This window comes from Aeromicrobium sp. Root236 (assembly GCF_001428805.1).
In the GTDB taxonomy this organism is placed as follows: Bacteria; Actinomycetota; Actinomycetes; order Propionibacteriales; family Nocardioidaceae; genus Aeromicrobium.
In genome coordinates this window covers 3,416,839-3,432,029 of record NZ_LMIS01000001.1, presented here as the reverse complement: position 1 = coordinate 3,432,029, position 15,191 = coordinate 3,416,839, and the positions used below count along the sequence as shown (strand labels likewise).

The 15,191-nt window shown below is 69.7% G+C and carries 20 protein-coding genes; 6 read left to right on the top strand and 14 right to left on the bottom strand.

The features are described from left to right. Positions 1-20 precede the first annotated feature (20 nt). The gene (locus ASE12_RS17245; RefSeq protein ID WP_056403421.1) at positions 21-533 is read left to right on the top strand and encodes a hypothetical protein; all 513 of its coding nucleotides are present in this window, start codon (positions 21-23) and stop codon (positions 531-533) included. Here ASE12_RS17245 and ASE12_RS17240 read toward each other — a convergent pair. Next, a complete protein-coding gene (locus tag ASE12_RS17240) occupies positions 517-2,004 on the bottom strand; it encodes a cytochrome P450 (RefSeq protein WP_082582363.1) in 1,488 nt (495 codons plus the stop codon). The genes ASE12_RS17245 and ASE12_RS17240 overlap by 17 nt on opposite strands. A gap of 75 nt (positions 2,005-2,079) precedes the next feature. On the opposite strand from ASE12_RS17240, the gene ASE12_RS17235 reads away from it, so the two are divergent. Together ASE12_RS17235 and ASE12_RS17230 are read left to right on the top strand one after the other, a co-directional pair. Beyond that, complete coding sequence (locus ASE12_RS17235; RefSeq protein ID WP_157413036.1) at positions 2,080-2,697, top strand: TetR/AcrR family transcriptional regulator; 618 nt, start codon at positions 2,080-2,082, stop codon at positions 2,695-2,697. An 86-nt stretch (positions 2,698-2,783) separates the two neighbouring features. Then, the gene (locus ASE12_RS17230; protein ID WP_056403413.1) at positions 2,784-3,236 is read left to right on the top strand and encodes a hypothetical protein; all 453 of its coding nucleotides are present in this window, start codon (positions 2,784-2,786) and stop codon (positions 3,234-3,236) included. Positions 3,237-3,239: 3 nt separating this feature from the next. Here ASE12_RS17230 and ASE12_RS17225 read toward each other — a convergent pair whose 3' ends face one another. From ASE12_RS17225 to ASE12_RS17210, 4 genes are all read right to left on the bottom strand, one after another. Continuing rightward, complete coding sequence (locus ASE12_RS17225; RefSeq protein WP_056403410.1) at positions 3,240-4,058, bottom strand: SDR family oxidoreductase; 819 nt, start codon at positions 4,056-4,058, stop codon at positions 3,240-3,242. A 59-nt stretch (positions 4,059-4,117) separates the two neighbouring features. Continuing rightward, positions 4,118-6,004: an ABC transporter ATP-binding protein gene (locus ASE12_RS17220; protein WP_056404942.1), complete on the bottom strand. Its 1,887-nt coding sequence runs from the start codon at positions 6,002-6,004 to the stop codon at positions 4,118-4,120. 93 nt (positions 6,005-6,097) lie between these two features. After that, complete coding sequence (locus ASE12_RS17215; RefSeq protein WP_056403407.1) at positions 6,098-7,000, bottom strand: pirin family protein; 903 nt, start codon at positions 6,998-7,000, stop codon at positions 6,098-6,100. Continuing rightward, positions 6,997-7,683: a tyrosine-protein phosphatase gene (locus ASE12_RS17210; protein WP_082582362.1), complete on the bottom strand. Its 687-nt coding sequence runs from the start codon at positions 7,681-7,683 to the stop codon at positions 6,997-6,999. The genes ASE12_RS17215 and ASE12_RS17210 overlap by 4 nt, the downstream gene beginning before the upstream one ends. Before the next feature lie 86 nt (positions 7,684-7,769). Here ASE12_RS17210 and ASE12_RS17205 point away from each other — a divergent pair, with 86 nt between their 5' ends. Next, positions 7,770-8,696: an SGNH/GDSL hydrolase family protein gene (locus ASE12_RS17205; RefSeq protein ID WP_162255516.1), complete on the top strand. Its 927-nt coding sequence runs from the start codon at positions 7,770-7,772 to the stop codon at positions 8,694-8,696. Positions 8,697-8,776: 80 nt separating this feature from the next. Here ASE12_RS17205 and ASE12_RS17200 read toward each other — a convergent pair whose 3' ends face one another. From ASE12_RS17200 to ASE12_RS17170, 7 genes are all read right to left on the bottom strand, one after another. After that, positions 8,777-9,610, bottom strand: a complete 834-nt coding sequence (locus ASE12_RS17200; protein ID WP_056403398.1) for a Bax inhibitor-1/YccA family protein — start codon at positions 9,608-9,610, stop codon at positions 8,777-8,779. An 84-nt stretch (positions 9,611-9,694) separates the two neighbouring features. Beyond that, positions 9,695-10,711: a hypothetical protein gene (locus tag ASE12_RS17195; protein WP_056403394.1), complete on the bottom strand. Its 1,017-nt coding sequence runs from the start codon at positions 10,709-10,711 to the stop codon at positions 9,695-9,697. Then, positions 10,708-11,034: a PadR family transcriptional regulator gene (locus ASE12_RS17190; RefSeq protein WP_056403390.1), complete on the bottom strand. Its 327-nt coding sequence runs from the start codon at positions 11,032-11,034 to the stop codon at positions 10,708-10,710. The genes ASE12_RS17195 and ASE12_RS17190 overlap by 4 nt, the downstream gene beginning before the upstream one ends. 65 nt (positions 11,035-11,099) lie before the next feature. Further along, entirely contained in the window at positions 11,100-11,927 is an 828-nt protein-coding gene (fdhD, locus tag ASE12_RS17185; protein ID WP_056403388.1) for a formate dehydrogenase accessory sulfurtransferase FdhD, read from the bottom strand. After that, the gene (locus ASE12_RS17180) at positions 11,928-12,185 is read right to left on the bottom strand and encodes a DUF6457 domain-containing protein (protein ID WP_157413035.1); all 258 of its coding nucleotides are present in this window, start codon (positions 12,183-12,185) and stop codon (positions 11,928-11,930) included. It lies immediately after the preceding gene. After that, positions 12,178-12,753, bottom strand: coding sequence for a molybdenum cofactor guanylyltransferase (locus ASE12_RS17175; RefSeq protein WP_056403382.1), 576 nt, complete (start codon positions 12,751-12,753; stop codon positions 12,178-12,180). The genes ASE12_RS17180 and ASE12_RS17175 overlap by 8 nt, the downstream gene beginning before the upstream one ends. A 2-nt stretch (positions 12,754-12,755) precedes the next feature. Then, complete coding sequence (locus ASE12_RS17170) at positions 12,756-13,274, bottom strand: DinB family protein (protein WP_056403379.1); 519 nt, start codon at positions 13,272-13,274, stop codon at positions 12,756-12,758. An 18-nt stretch (positions 13,275-13,292) separates the two neighbouring features. Here ASE12_RS17170 and trmB point away from each other — a divergent pair, with 18 nt between their 5' ends. Both trmB and ASE12_RS17160 read left to right on the top strand, forming a co-directional pair. Next, positions 13,293-14,009, top strand: a complete 717-nt coding sequence (gene trmB / locus ASE12_RS17165) for a tRNA (guanosine(46)-N7)-methyltransferase TrmB (RefSeq protein ID WP_056403376.1) — start codon at positions 13,293-13,295, stop codon at positions 14,007-14,009. A gap of 4 nt (positions 14,010-14,013) precedes the next feature. Then, entirely contained in the window at positions 14,014-14,400 is a 387-nt protein-coding gene (locus ASE12_RS17160; protein WP_056403374.1) for a DUF3052 family protein, read from the top strand. Here the strand turns inward: ASE12_RS17160 and ASE12_RS17155 are convergent. Both ASE12_RS17155 and ASE12_RS17150 read right to left on the bottom strand, forming a co-directional pair. Next, a complete protein-coding gene (locus ASE12_RS17155) occupies positions 14,397-14,858 on the bottom strand; it encodes a GNAT family N-acetyltransferase (RefSeq protein WP_056403371.1) in 462 nt (153 codons plus the stop codon). The genes ASE12_RS17160 and ASE12_RS17155 overlap by 4 nt on opposite strands. Continuing rightward, entirely contained in the window at positions 14,855-15,181 is a 327-nt protein-coding gene (locus ASE12_RS17150) for a hypothetical protein (protein WP_200955046.1), read from the bottom strand. The genes ASE12_RS17155 and ASE12_RS17150 overlap by 4 nt, the downstream gene beginning before the upstream one ends. Positions 15,182-15,191 lie beyond the last annotated feature (10 nt).

Here is a 15,191-nt window from a genome sequence, read left to right as displayed (position 1 = left end):
ACGTACCGACATCATGAAGCATGCGGCCCGCGTCCCGGTTCCTCGTCCTGGTGGCTCTCGGCATCCTGCTGTCGACCACCTCGCCGGCCGTCGCCTCGTGCGCGGCCGGCGCCGGGCCGGCCGGCTCGCCCACGATCTTCGTCGGCGTGGCCGGCCCGACCTCGGGCGGCTACACGACGATGCGGGTCGAGGAGGTCTGGGCCGGCCGCGATCTGCCCATGAGGGTCCACGTCCTCTCCGGACAGACCCAGCCCAACGTGTCGAGCTCGATCGACGCCGACCTCGAACGTGGTCACCGCTACGTGATCGGCGCGGACACCAAGCTGCGCACGAATGCGTGCTCGATCACTGAGGTCGACTCGGCCGAGGTCACGAAGGCGTTGCGACCCGATCATGTGCGTCAGCCGTTCTCACGCGCTGACGGGGACTTCGGCGACACCGATTCCCCGGACACCACGGCCATCGTCGCGATCGGGCTGTTGCTTGCCCTGACGACGGCGCTCGGCGTGGCGGTCGTCAGGTCCCGGCGCTAGCGTCGGAGGTCGAGACCGGGCACACCTCCTCCGTGTCCGCCCGAGGCGCCGGTTCTCCCCCTGACCCGGCCGTCGGAGTGCGCGGCGAGAGGGTCAGCTCGAAGCCCCTGGGCATCAGCGTGAGCCGCTCGGCGATCTCCAGCTCGTACGCGGGATCGCCCGCGATGTCGTAGCGGTGCAGCAGACGAGCCAGGACCAGGATCGCCTCGTGCAGCGCGAACTGCCGGCCGATGCACGACCGTTCCCCCGTGCCGAACGGCTTGTAGGAGTGCGGCTGCCGGCCTCGGGACCTCTCCGGCAGGAAGCGGTCGGGGTCGAACTCCTCGGCGTCGTCGCCCCACACCGACGGGTCGCGGTGCATCAGCGGGAGGATCACGATCGCCCAGTCCTCGGGTCGCATCGTGTGACCCGTGCTGAGCACCGTGGTCTCGCGCGGGCTGCGGGTGAACGCCGGCGCCGTCGGCCACAGTCGCAGGCTCTCGTCGAGCACGCGGCGCAGGTAGCGGAGCTTCGCGACCTGCTCGAACGTCGGCTCGGCATCCGGGTCCGCCCCGAGGACCTGGTCGACCTCGGCCTGCGCCTTGGCCAGCACCTCCGGGTCGCGGGACAGGTAGTAGAGCGCGAACGACAGGGCACCTGACGTGGTCTCGTGCCCGGCGACGAGGAAGGTGAGGATCTGGTGCCGGATGTTGAGGTCGTCGAGCCGCTCCCCCGTCTCCGGGTGCGGCGTGTGCAGCATGATGCCGAGCAGGTCGCTGTCGTCCGCCTCGTCGGCGCTGCGACGCTCCGCGATGATCTCGTCGAGCAGCGAGTCGACGTACGCCTGATGGTGGGCGTTCTTCTTGTCGATCCGCTTGGCCATCAGCCCCGCTCCCGGCATCGCGTTGAGCGATCCCTTGCGCTGCCCGGCCTTGAGCGCCGCGATCATCGCGGGAATGAACGGATGCGGCTCGGAGCGGCTGAACGAGCCGAAGTCGGTGCTGAACGCCGTACGGCTGATGGTCTCCATCGTCAGCTTCGTCATGTCGGCGGACACGTCGACCGGGCCCTCGCGGTCGTCCCAGGTGTCGAACAGCTCCTGGGCGGCCGCGAGCATGATCGGGTGGTAGCGCTGCATCGCCGCCTTGGTGAACGCCGGGCGCAGCAGGTCGTGGGCCAGCGCCCAGTTGGTCTCGTCGTTGTAGGCCGTGAACAGCCCCTGCCCGGCGAACTCGCGCAGTGCGACGAGAGCCGGCGACAGCCCCTTGGCGAAGCGCGACTCGTCGGCCAGCTCGGCCGCGAGCTCGGCGCCCGTCACGAAGACGAACTTCTGGTCGAACACGTGCAGCTCGAAGATCGGACCGAGCCCCTTGGCCCGGCGCATCGTGCTCTGCAACGGTGCCCGCATCTCCGCGCCGAGCGCGTCGCCCACGACGGGCCGACGCCCCGGCGGGTGGGGGAACGTCTGACCTGACCAGTCGTTGCGCACCATCACTCCCTTATTGGACTGCAATTCAGTAATGCGAGCCTAGTCCTTGCTGAATCGATGTCAAGTAGTCTGGCGCGCATGGCCACCCGTACCCGACTCAGCCGCGAAGCGCGGCAGGACCAGTTGCTCGAGCTGGGCGCCGAGCTGTTCGCCGATCGGTCCTACGAGGACGTCCACATCGAGGAGCTGTCAGAGGTCGCCGGGGTCTCGCGCGGGCTGCTCTACCACTACTTCCCGACCAAGCGGGCGTTCTTCGCGGCGATGGTGCGACGAGAGTCGAGCCGGATGATGGAGCTCACCGCGCCGGACGAGTCACTGCCGATCCTCGAACGACTGCGCCACGGCATCGAGACCTACCTCGACTACTGCCAGGACCACAAGATGGGCGTCAAGGCGATCTTCCACGGCGCTGCCTCGGCGGATCCGGAGATCCAGGCGATCGTCGAGGAGGACATCCAGCGCCAGCAGGACCGGATCACCGCCGGCGTCGAGCCGAACGGCCAACCCTCCGAGCTGATGCAGATCGCTGTCCGCAGCTGGCTGCACTTCATGCGCAACGCGTGCCACCAGTGGCTCGACTCGACCGAGACGAGTCGCGACGAGGTGCGCGACCTGTGCGCCCAGGCCCTGGTGGGCACCCTGCTGGCCCTGCCCGAAGGATCCCGCCCGTCAGCCCTGGCCGAGCTGACCGGCTAGTTCTCCCGGCATTTTGCCGCGCGAACCGATCGCCGCCGATAGCCTCGGCGCATGACGAATGCCGACACGATGTCTTGGGTCACGCGATGAAGGGCGTCGAGGAGCTCGTCGGCGCACCGGTCGAGGCAGGGTGCGTGGTGAATCCGCCCGGCAGCGCCGGCTCCATCGCACGGGGCGCCGCAGCCCGCAACCTCGGCTCCGGCGCTGTGGGCGTCACAGCCGACGGCGACGTCGCCCGCAAGTCCGCCGACGCGTTGCCGGTGGCGACCGGCTCGTGGGTCGCCGCCTATCTCGCGCTGACCCCGGAGGTCGTGGTCCTCGTCCGCGTCAAGCAAGGGCTGGTCCGGCCGAAGCTCGACGGCGAGATCGCCCGCATCCCGCGCTCCGCCGTCACCGGGTTCACGCTCGACGAGGGTGGACTGCAGTCGCCGTTCTCCCTGCAGCTGTCGGACGGCACGTCGTGGGAGTTCGGCCTGCCCAAGCTGTACGTCAAGAAGGCCAAGGAGCTGCTCGACCGCCTGGGCGTCCAGCCGTCGTGAGGTCTAGAGGCCGTTGCGCTTGCTGAACGCCGACACCGCGCGCTGGTAGCCCGAGCCGGTCAGGCGTACGAACTTGTCGAGCACCCACGCGTCGGCGCCGATGAGGACGCGCGCCTTGTTCTTCTCGACGCCCTTGAGGATGACCTCGGCAGCCTTGGCCGGCGACGTCCGTGCGAGCTTGTCGAACGAGCCGGCGAGCCTGTCGTGGTCGAGACCCTCGACCTGCTCCGCGTTGCGGGCGATGTTGGTCTTGATGCCGCCGGGATGGACGCAGGTGACCTTGACCGGCCGACCGTTGATCGCCATCTCCTGGCGCAGCGACTCGGTGAAGCCACGGACCGCGAACTTGGCGGCGTTGTAGGCGCTCTGGGTCGGCACCGAGAACAGCCCGAAGATGCTGGAGATGTTGACGACGTGACCGTCGCCGGACTCGACGAGGTGCGGCAGGAACGCCTTGGTGCCGTTGACGACGCCCCAGAAGTCGACATCCATGACGCGATCGATGTCCTTGAACGACATTGCCTCGACGTCACCCGTGAAGGCGATTCCGGCGTTGTTGAACACCAGGTTGACCCGGCCGAAGTGCGCCACCACGTCGTCGGCATAGGCCAGCACGAGCTCGCGCTGCGAGACGTCGAGGTGATCGGCCTTGACCTCGGCACCGGCCTGCGTGACCAAGGCCTCGGTCTCGGCGAGACCGTGCGTGTCGACGTCGCAGATCGCGAGCTTGGCGCCGCGTCGGGCCAGCTCGACGGCCAGCGCGCGACCGATGCCGGAACCGGCACCGGTGACGACGGCGACCTTGTCGGTGAAGTGGGTCATGGCGTCCTCTCGCATTCAGATACTGAAGGTATCTGGATCGAGGCTAACAGATAATGCGATTAGCCGGGAAGGGGCTGCTCGACCGTGCCGGCATCGAACTGCGTGCGGTGCAGCTCCTCGTAGCGCCCGCCCAGTGCGAGCAGCTCGTGGTGGGTGCCCTGCTCGACGATGCGGCCGTCCTCGACGACGAGAATGCGATCCGCCGCTCGTACGGTCGACAGCCGGTGGGCGATGACCACCGACGTACGCCCGGCCAGCGCGACAGCGAGTGCCTCCTGCACCGCGGACTCCGACGTCGAGTCGAGGTGCGCGGTGGCCTCGTCGAGGATCACGACGCGAGGATGCGCGAGCAGCAGGCGGGCGATCGTCAGTCGTTGCCGCTCACCACCGGAGAGCCGGTAGCCGCGCTCGCCGACGATCGTGTCGAGTCCGTCAGACAGCGAGGCGACGAGGTCGTCGAGCCGTGCATCACGGAGCGCGGACCAGAGCTCGTCGTCGGTCGCCTCCGGTCGGGCCAGCCTGAGGTTGTCGCGCACGGACTCGTGGAACAGGTGACCGTCCTGCGTCGCCATGCCCAGGGTCTCGCGCATCGACGACATCGACAGGTCGCGCACGTCGACGCCGCCGAGGCGGACCGAGCCGGCGTCGACGTCGTAGAGGCGTGGGATCAGGCTTGCGATGGTCGACTTGCCGGCGCCGGACGTGCCGACCAGGGCGACCAGCTGCCCGGGCTCGACACGGAACGACACGTCGTGCAGGACGTCGACTCCCCCGCGGTTGTCGAGCATCGCGACCTCTTCGAGCGAGGCCAGCGAGACCTTGTCGGCCGAGGGATAGGCGAACGTCACGTGCGAGAACTCGACCGACACCGGCCCGTCGGGCACCGCGACTGCATCGGGCTTCTCGCGGATCAATGGCTGCAGGTCGAGCACCTCGAAGACCCGCTCGAAGCTGACGACGGCGCTCATGATCTCGACCCGGGCGCTCGCGAGCGCGGTCAGCGGTGCGTACAACCGGGTCAGCAGGAGCGCGAGCGCGACGACGTCACCGGGGTCGAGCGAGCCCTTGAGCGCGTAGAACCCGCCGAGCCCGTAGACCACGGCGAGGGCCAGGGCCGACACCGTCGTGAGCGCCGTGACGAAGACCGACTGCAGCATCGCTGACTTCACGCCGATGTCGCGGACCCGGTCGGCGCGGGCGGCGAACTCGACAGACTCCTCGTCGGGGCGGCCGTAGAGCTTGACCAACGTGGCGCCCGGCGCCGAGAACCGCTCCGTCATGCGGGTGCTCATGACGGCGTTGTGGTTGGCCGCCTCACGTGACAGCGCGGCGAGCCGGCTGCCCATGCGGCGGGCCGGCACGACGAACACCGGGAGGAGCACCAGAGCCACGGCGGTGATCTGCCACGAGATGCTGACCATCACCACGAGGGTCAGCGTCAGGGTCACGAGGTTGCTGACGACGCCCGACAAGGTGCCGCTGAATGCCCGCTGGGCGCCGAGCACGTCGCTGTTGAGCCGGCTGACCAGGGCGCCGGTGCGCGTACGCATGAAAAACGCGATCGGCATGCGCTGCACGTGGTCGAACACCGTGGTGCGCAGGTCGAGGATCAGCCCCTCACCGATCGTCGCGGACAGCCAACGGGTCCAGATCGCGAGCGCCGCATCGGCGACCGCGATCAGGGCGATGAGCCCGGCGAGGCCGAACACCGTGCTGCGCGAGTCACCGTTGACGATCGCGTTGACGACGTGACCCGCGAGGACGGGCGTCGCCACCGCAAGGCAGGCCGACACGACGCTCAGCACGAGGAACTGCACCAAACGGCGCTTGTGCGGCGCGGCGAATCCCGCGATGCGCCTGAGCGTCTCCTTGGTCAGTCGCTGAGGACCGTCCTGCGTGTTCATCACGCGGTGCAGCGAGTTCCACGCTGCGGCATCCATGCTCATGTCGTCCTCCTGATCGGCGTACGCCTTGCCCAGTGTCCACCTCAGGCACGACAAACCTAGGACCTCAATCGGAGTTGAGGTCAATCCGAGGAGCTAGGCGACGGTGCGGCGACGCGGCTTGAGCCGCAGCTCGGGCATCGGCGGGGCGGGGATGCGCTGCCCCTTGTGCCCGGCGACCTCGCCGAACCGCTCCGACTGGGCCTCCCAGTCCGTCCGCGCCTGCACGATGTCCTCGTGCGACCGGCCGATGAAGTTCCACCACATCACGAGCTCCTCGTCGAACGGGGTGCCGCCGATCAGCAGGAGCGTCGTCTCCGCAGGGACGAACAGCTCGACCTCCTCACGGCCCGGGGCGAGATAGCGCATCTGCCGGTGCACGATCTCGGTGCCGCCGACGAGCGCCTCACCGGTGACGGCGAGGATCGCGTGCTCGAACTCCAGCCGTAGGGGCACGACCGCACCGCCGGGGCGCACCGTCAGCTCCGCGCCGACCATCGGTGAGTACGTCGTGGCGGGCGACGCCGCGCCGTCGAGCTCGCCCATGAGGACCTTGGCGGACCAGTTCCTGCCGTCGGCGACCGGCAGGTCCGGGTGGTGCTCGAAGCCCGCCGCGCCCGTACGCCGGAGGTTGGGCAGGGCGACCCACAGCTGGATCCCGTGCATGGGACCGCCGGTGTCGCCGACGGAGAACTCCGAGTGTGCGACGCCGTCGCCCGAGGTCATGAGGTTGAGCTCGCCGGGCTTGAGCACGACGTCGCTGCCGAGGTTGTCGCGGTGCCGGATGTCACCGGCGAGGGGCCAGGTCACGGTCTGCAGCCCCGTGTGCGGGTGCGGGAGCACGTTCATGTGCTCACTGGTCGGACCGAAGTGGTCGACGAAGCACCACGGGCCGACCGTCGGCAGGCCGCGATGGGGAAGCGTGCGGTGCACCGTGATGCCGCGGACCCCGCCGAGCGGAACCTCCCGCGCATCCAGGGACAGGTCGAGCGAGGTCATGTGAGAAGCGTACGTCTCAGCTGCTCGACCAGGTCCTCGCTGCCACCGATGTCGATGAACCAGCCCTCGATGCCGCCGTCGTGCGAGTCCCAGAGGTCGAGCACACCTTCGATCGCCTCGACCGGCACGGCGAGGAACTCCGGCGGCAGGGCGGCCCGGTGATGACGACCCGGCAGCTTGCGGAGCCGCGAGGAGATGGCCTGCTCGGCGTGCTGGGTCTCGAGGAAGTCGGCGACGACGTGCTCACGCTCGACACCGACGAGGCGCAGCAGCATCGCGACCGAGACACCGGTGCGGTCCTTGCCGGCGGCGCAGTGGATCAGGGTCGCTCCGCGGGCGGTGCCGACCTCGCGCACGAGCTCCACCAGGTACATCGACGCGTGGTCGAGCATCAACAGGTAGAGGCCCGCCAGGCTCTCGGCGGGTGCGGTGCCGGGACGGAGGGCGCTGAGCAACGGCAGGTTGACGATGCGCGCGCCCGACCGGGCGAGCGGGTGGATGGGCTCGGACTCGTTGGCCGATCGCAGGTCGATCACCAGCGAGGGGGGCCAGACGATGCCGTCGGGCGCGATGTCCTTGTGGGACGGCATCGCGCTCCGCAGCACCCGGCCCCGCTGGACCAGCTTGCCGTCGGCCGTCTCGACTCCGCCCACATCTCGAAGGTTGGGGACGAATTCGCGCACGCAGCCACCCTAGGCGTACGGAAGGCCACACCGCTGACCAGCCCTTTTCGTGTGTTTCGGTCGTACGGCCGACGTAAAATGACATAGTGCCTCGCCCCCGTCGTATCGCTGCCGCCACCCTGATCGGCGGCAGTGCCACACTCTCGGGCTTCTACGGATTCCTCATCGGCGAGGCGATCCTGGCCCGTCGAGCGATCGGCACCACCGACGACCGGCCCCCTTCGCCTGACGGCATCTACGGCGACGACCTCCCGGGACGTACGATCCGGGTGCTCGTGCTGGGCGACTCCGCCGCCGTGGGCTACGGCGTCACCCGCGCCGACGCCACCCCGTCCGCGATGATCGGCGTCGGCCTGGCCCACGTCATGGACGCGCCGGTCGAGGTGCAGTGCCGCGCCGTCGTCGGCGCGCAGACCTCCGACCTCATGGGCCAGATCGACCTCGATCCCGACTGGCACCCCGACGTCGCGGTGATCGTGATCGGCACCAACGACGTGACGCACCGGGTCACGCCACACGCGTCCGCTCGCATGCTGGGCCAGGTCGTCCGCCGCCTCGTCGCCGACGACTGCGACGTCGTCGTCGGCACCTGCCCCGACCTCGGCACCGTGCAGCCGATCCACCAGCCCCTGCGCGCCGTGGCTCGCCGGTTGAGCCGCGCGCTGGCCCGCAAGCAGACCATCGCCACGGTCGAGGCCGGTGGGCGTGCGGTGTCGCTCGGCGACCTGCTCGGCACGTTGTTCGCCGAGAAGCGCGACGTCATGTTCGGCGCCGACCACTTCCATCCGTCGGAGACCGGCTACGCCAACATGGTGTCGGTCCTGATCCCGGCGGTCTCCGCCTCGTTGCGGCAGAAGCAGACCTCGCTGGCCTACGCCGGCCAGACGCGCGACCTCGTCGCGGTCGCAGACGCCGCGGCGGTCTCGGTCGAGCATCCCGGCACCCAGGTCGCGCCCGACGCCGGCCCCGGCGGGCGGTTCGCGTCGGTCCTGCGCCGTCGCCGCGCCTCCTGAGAGATCGTCTCGCCAGGCCCTCAACGACGAAACGGCCGACCCCCGAAGGGATCGGCCGCTCGTATGTTCAGCGCTGGAGATCAGTCGCCACGCAGGATCGCGAGGATGCGCAGGATCTCGAGGTAGAGCCACACCAGCGTGACCGTGAGGCCGAACGCCGCGCGCCAGGACTCGCGCTCCGGCAGGCCGGCCTCGACGCCGCGCTCCACCTGGTCGAAGTCGAGGATCAGGAAGAACACTGCGAGCACGACCAGGCCGCACGACACCAGGAGTCCGAGGGTGTCGAAACCGCGGAGTCCGCCGTTGTCGAAGACACCCGTGAGGCTGAGCACCATGTTGAGGAGGAGCACACCGACGACGGCGATGCCGGCGATCGACACGATCCGGCGGAACCGGTCCGTGACCTGGATGTTGAAGAACTTGTAGGCCGCCAGGGTGCCGGCGAAGGCGACAAGCGTGCCCAGCACCGCCTGGAAGACGATCGACGGTGCGTCCACGTAGGCGGCGATGACCTTGGAGAACGCGCCGATGAAGGCGCCCTCGAACACGGCGTAGGCCAGCACGAGCGGCGGGCTCACGACCTTCTTGAACGAGTTGACCATGGCCAGTGCGAAGCCGACGATCGCGCCGATGGCGGCGAACGTCGCGGCCTTGCCGTAGCTGGCCTCGCCGGTCGTCGGGTCCACCAGGTCGCCGATCGCGAACCAGGTGATCGCAGCGGTGATCGTGAGGAGGCCCAAGGTCATGGCGGTCTTCTCGACGACCGTGTCGATCGTCATGCGGCCGGCACCGCGCTCGGTGTGCGTGGGTGATCCGCTCAGGTCGACCTGCCACTGGGACGGGTCGCTCGCGACGGCACCGCCGCGGCCGTTGAACTCGGCGCTGCGGGCGAAGACGGGATTGCTGCTCTTCATGATTCCCTCCGTGGGATGGCTCCGAAGATGGAGTCGTTGTCGTTCACCCTATCCAACGTTGCAGACACCCCGTTTGATCCCGAGTCACTCGTTGGAGTTCGCAACCTTCTTGGGCGTGAGCACACCGGGAACCTTGAGGAACGGCGCCTTGGGGACGACCGTGGTCGCACCCGGCTTCGGGACGGTCTGCTGCGCCTGGTCGTCCCACTCCGCGGCGACGGTCCCCAGAGGGAACACGTTGAAGACCGGCTGCCCGGTCTCGAGCTGCCTCGACTGCCACACCGTCGAGCACTCGTTGGCGGCGCACGGGACGTCGTCGGACTGCGAGGCGTAGGGCTCGAGCGGCTTGCCGTCAGGAGTGAACAGCTGGACGTCCCGCAGGGGCTTGCCCGAGGCGTCGTACGCGAAGATGTTCGCCACCGGGTGACCACGGAACGTCAAGCCGTCTGGTGCGGGGTCATTGACCGTGGCGTCGACGCCGGACTGGAAGCCCCGGTCGAAGTCACCGGCGCTGCTTCGTGGGTCGTCGGTGGCCGCCAGGACCGGGAGGAATGCGATGACGGCGATGACGTTCCCGATGGCGATCAGGGCCGGCACTCCCCTGCCCTGCCACCGACCGCGGCCCCACTGCACGCTGATGACGGCGAACGCGGCGAACACCAGCCACCACGTACCGGCCATGCCGTAGCCGCGCTCGTTGCCGAAGAACCACGCGACGAGCCACGCCGCCAGCCAGGCGCGGACGATCCACCACGCCGGCCGGAGCTCGACGAGGAAGTCCACGGCGCTCGCGAGAGCAGGGTTGCGGCGGCTCGCGACCGCGAGATCCGCGCGGGTCTCGTGCCAGCTCGAGGCCAGCCCCGCGAGCACGCCGGTCTTGACCGTCGTACGCATCGGCAGTCCCGCCGCGGCGCGCAGCTCGGTCGCGTACGCCGCGGGGTCGGGCAGCTCGCGCTGCAGGTCCTCGGCGTAGGCCTCGGCGAGATCGGCCTCGAGGCCTTCGGTCAGGTCGTCGACCTCCTCGGCGGGCAGGTCGGCCAGCGCGGCGCGGACACCTTGGGCGAACGCGACGATCTCGGGCGTGACGGTGGACGTGGTCATGCTGCCTCCCCTGTGAGCAGGTTGTTCATCGTGGTGGAGAACTCGGTCCAGACCTTGCGCTGGAGATCGAGCATGGCCCTCCCCTGGGCGTTGATGCCGTAGTACTTGCGGTGCGGCCCCTCCTCGGACGGCACGACGTACGACGTGAGGGCGCCGGCGGTGTACAGCCGGCGCAGCGTTCCGTAGACGGAGGCGTCTCCGACTTCTTCGAGGCCGGCCGCACGCAACCTGCGCACGACGTCGTAGCCATATCCGTCCTCGTCCTCGACGACCGCGAGCACCGCGACGTCGAGCACGCCCTTGAGCAGCTGGGTTGCATCCATGGATGGGACAGTACCACGCAATACGCACTACCGCGCGTCATGCACAACGGCCCTGCGTGTCGAGCTCAGGTGACGCGGTGCGGCCCGGCGTACGCGTTGAAGGCGCCGTCGCGGCTGAAGCCCAGCAACGTCATGCCAGCCGACTCGGCATGCTCCACCGCGAGCGAGGACGGCGCCGAGACCGCCGCGAGCACGGGGATGCCGGCCATGTGGGCCTTCTGCACGAGCTCGAACGACGCCCGGCCGGACACCTGCAGCACCGTGCCCGCCAGCGGCAGACGGCCCTCGCGGAGTGCCCAGCCGACGACCTTGTCGACCGCGTTGTGCCGGCCAACGTCCTCGCGCAGGCACAGCAGCTCGCCCGACACGTCGAACAGCCCGGCGGCGTGCACTCCCCCGGTGCGGTCGAAGACCTTCTGGCCCTCACGCAACCGGTCCGGCAGCGTGCCGAGCAGGTCGTGGGTCCACGAGCTCGCGTCGTCGAGGTGCCCGAAGTGGGCGGCCTTGTGCACCGCGTCGATCGAGGCGGTGCCGCAGATGCCGCACGAGCTCGAGGTGTAGACGTGGCGCTCGAGCGAGACGTCCAGCGGCGGGGTGTCGGCGCTCAGCTCGGCGTCGATGACGTTGAACGTCTGCAGGCCGTTGTCGTCGGTGCCGGCGCAGAACCGCATCGAGACGAGCTGGTCGGCCGACCAGATGACACCTTCGGACACCAGGAAGCCCGCGACCAGGTCGAAGTCGTCGCCCGGCGAACGCATCGTGACCGACAGCGACGTGCCGCCGACGCGGATCTCGAGCGGCTCCTCGACCGCGAGGGCGTCCTCGCGGACGGTCGACGAGCCGTCCGGCGCGAACCGGGTGACCTTGGTACGCCTCGTCAGCCGTCCGGCCATCTACGCGGACTCCTCCTCGATGCGCTCGCACAGCGCCGTGGCGGTCTCGATCGCGTCCTTGAGGTCGGACTCGGACCCTCCCGCCATGCCGGCGGCGAGGCCGGCGAGGAACGTCGTGAGGGGCGCGGCCGGGCGTACGACGGCATGTGCCGCGTCCGCCGCGAGGTCGAGCACCGACTCGGTGTCGAGGTCGAGCTCCTTGATGCCGAGCTCGGTCGCCACCATCACGACCCAGTCGTCGAGGGACATGTCAGCCATCGTGGTTCCCTTCTGCCAGCGCCTTCTCCTGATCGTGCCACGTGTCGATGTCGAGTGCCGCACGTACGGGGATCGGGATCTCCATCAGCTCCAGCGGCACCAGCAGAGCGCGTACGGACAGGTCGACCAACGTCGGCTGGGCGGCGATCGAGGCCCGCAACGCCGACGAGTCGAGGACGCTCATGAGGTACTGCCGCCGGCCGCCGTCGTCGATCGCGATGACCCCGTCGCCGGACGCCGAGTCGAGGAGCAGGTCGACCGCGTCGGCGAGGAACGGGTGGTCGCAGCCGGCCAGGAAGACGTAGGGCGCACGCACCTCGGCCATCGCCGCACCGATCGCTGCAGCAGGCCCGGAGAAGCGGGGCTCCTCCTGCACGACGACCACATCTTTGGGCACCGGTCGCGGGTCACCCGCGACGATGACCCGGCCTGCACCGTCGACAGCGCGGAGCGTACGGGCGAGCAGCGTCTCACCGTCGAGCTCGAGCGCTGCCTTGTCGACGCCGCCGAGCCTCGACCCGCGGCCGCCCGCCAGCACGATCGCGTCCCAGTCGGCGGTCGGCGGCATCGTCAGCCTCGTACGTCGTGGAGGTGGTGGACGATGTCGTGGAGGTAGTACTGCGACAGCGTCGCGACCGTGAACTCCGAGCCGTCGCTGCGGAAGCCCGTGCGGTCCCAGGCGTCGTCGGGGATCGATCCGAGGAGCTCGACCATGCCCTCACCGGCCTCGACGAGCTGAGTCGCGACGGTCGCGGGGTCCTGCGAGGCGTAGTCGTCGGCGAGCGCGGTCTCGTCCTGGTCCCAGTTGGCGAAGTGTGGCCCGTCCTGGTCGAGCATGAGGCGCATCCGCTCGGCGAACAGGACGTGGACGTCGCGGACGTGGCAGGCGTACTCGGTCGGCGACCAGGTGCTGGGCGCGGGACGCTCGCGTGCATCGGCACGCTCGAGGACGGCCGACCAGCGCGGCAGGTCGGCCTGCACCCGGTGCGCGACCTCGGCCGGGGGCACGTCGCCGGCCGCGAGACCGCACTCCGGGCACGCCTGGTCGAGGACCCAGGTCCAGTCCTTGGTGTCAGGTTCGATGTCCACGCGTCTACGCTAGCGCGAGTGGAGCCCACGCCGTACCGGACCGAGCCGGTCTCGTTCACCCGACGCGGAGGCCGCCTGACCGAGCGCCAGCAGGCCGCGTGGGACGCGATGTCCCGGACGTACGTGCTGGAGGTCCCGCGCCACGGCCCGAGCACGTCGGTCGACCCGTCGTACGTGCTGGACACGGAGCAGGCGTTCGGGCGCATCGCCCCGCTCGTCGTCGAGATCGGCAGCGGCCGCGGCGAGGCGCTGGTGCAGGCCGCGGCGGACCACCCCGAGCTCGACTTCCTCGGCCTCGAGGTCTACGTGCCCGGCGTCGCACAGACCCTGGTGACGATGCGGCACGTCGGCGTCACGAACGTACGACTGATGGTCGTCAACGCGGCCGAGGCCCTGACCACGATGTTGGCGCCCGGATCGGTCCACGAGCTGCGCATCTTCTTCCCGGATCCGTGGCACAAGAAGCGGCACCACAAGCGCCGGCTCGTGACACCGGAGTTCGCCCGCCTCGCCGCCCGCGTGCTCGAGCCCGGCGGCCTGTGGCGCCTCGCCACCGACTGGGAGGACTACGCCGAGCAGATCCGCGCCGTCGTCACCGAGTCCCCCGACTTCGACGGCGGCGAGTGGGGACCGCGGTTCGAGGGGCGGCCCCAGACGCGGTTCGAGGGCAAGGGTCTCGGTGTCGGGCGTACGATCCGGGACGTCACGGCCGTCCGCCGCGTCCACATAGGATGACGACATGACGGAGACGACGAACGCCGAGAAGCTCAGGATCGGCGACGGGTTCGTCGTGTGGATCATCGGCGCGAGCGTCGAGGAGACGTCGCTGCTGGACCCGTTGCCCGAGGGCGCGGAGACGATCGAGGTCCGCGACGAGGACGAGCCCGAGAACGTCGACGCGGCGATCCTGGTCACCGACGACCGCACGGCGCTGACCGACGACTTCGACGAGGTGCTGCCCCAGCTCGGGTCGATCCCGATCGTGTGGATCACCTATCCCCTCACCGGTCACTCCGACCTCGACGAGGACACGCTGCAGGACCTGATCGGCGACTACGGCTGGTCGGCGGTCGAGAGCATCGCGCTCGACGAGACCTGGGCAGCGATGCGGATCCTCCAGAGCTAGCCCTGTCCGGCCCGCCGCAGCCGCGTGATCCAGATGCCGGGCGGCACCTGCTCGTCACCCTCGACGCGGAAGCCGTGCTTGGCGTAGAGCGACACGGCCGGGGCGTTGGCGCGACCGGTGGCCACGACGATCTCGCGACCCGACGCGCGCCCGAGCACCTCACGGAGCAGCGCGCTTGCAATGCCTCGCCGCGTCGCAACCGGGCTCACCATGACCTTCTCGATGTCGATGCGGTCGTCGTCCTCCCACCACGCGATCGCCCCGACCAGGTCGACGCCGTCCCACGCGGTCAGCCACCGGCCGCGCCAGGCGGTCAGCTCGACCTCGTCCTCCAGCAGTGGCGGGATGCGGTCGTCCCCGATCAGCTCGGCCTCCAGGGCGTACGAGGTCTTCTGCAGGCGCAGCAGGGTCACCGCGAAGTATGGGTCGCTGGCCGGATCCGGCGACGAGAAGATCACGCGGCACCCCCGAGTGCATCGAGGCCGGCTTCGGCCAGGCGTCCCCACGTACCGGACTCCTCCGCAGGCACCGCCACCCAGTCCTTGAACGGTCGGCCCTTGCCGGAGGGATCGAACAACGACGCCCCGGCCAGTGCGAGAGCGTCGGTGTGCGCGACGGTGCCGGCGCCGAGCCTGACGGCCAGCTGACCGCCCTTGAGGCAGGCGAATGCCGTGCCCTCGACGGTCATCGACCGGGCACCGAACAACGCTCCGGGCAGCACGCCACGAGGCGCCAGATCCTCGACGATCTCGTCGAACCGAGCCTCCGCGTCCATCCTCACCTCGCTGCGC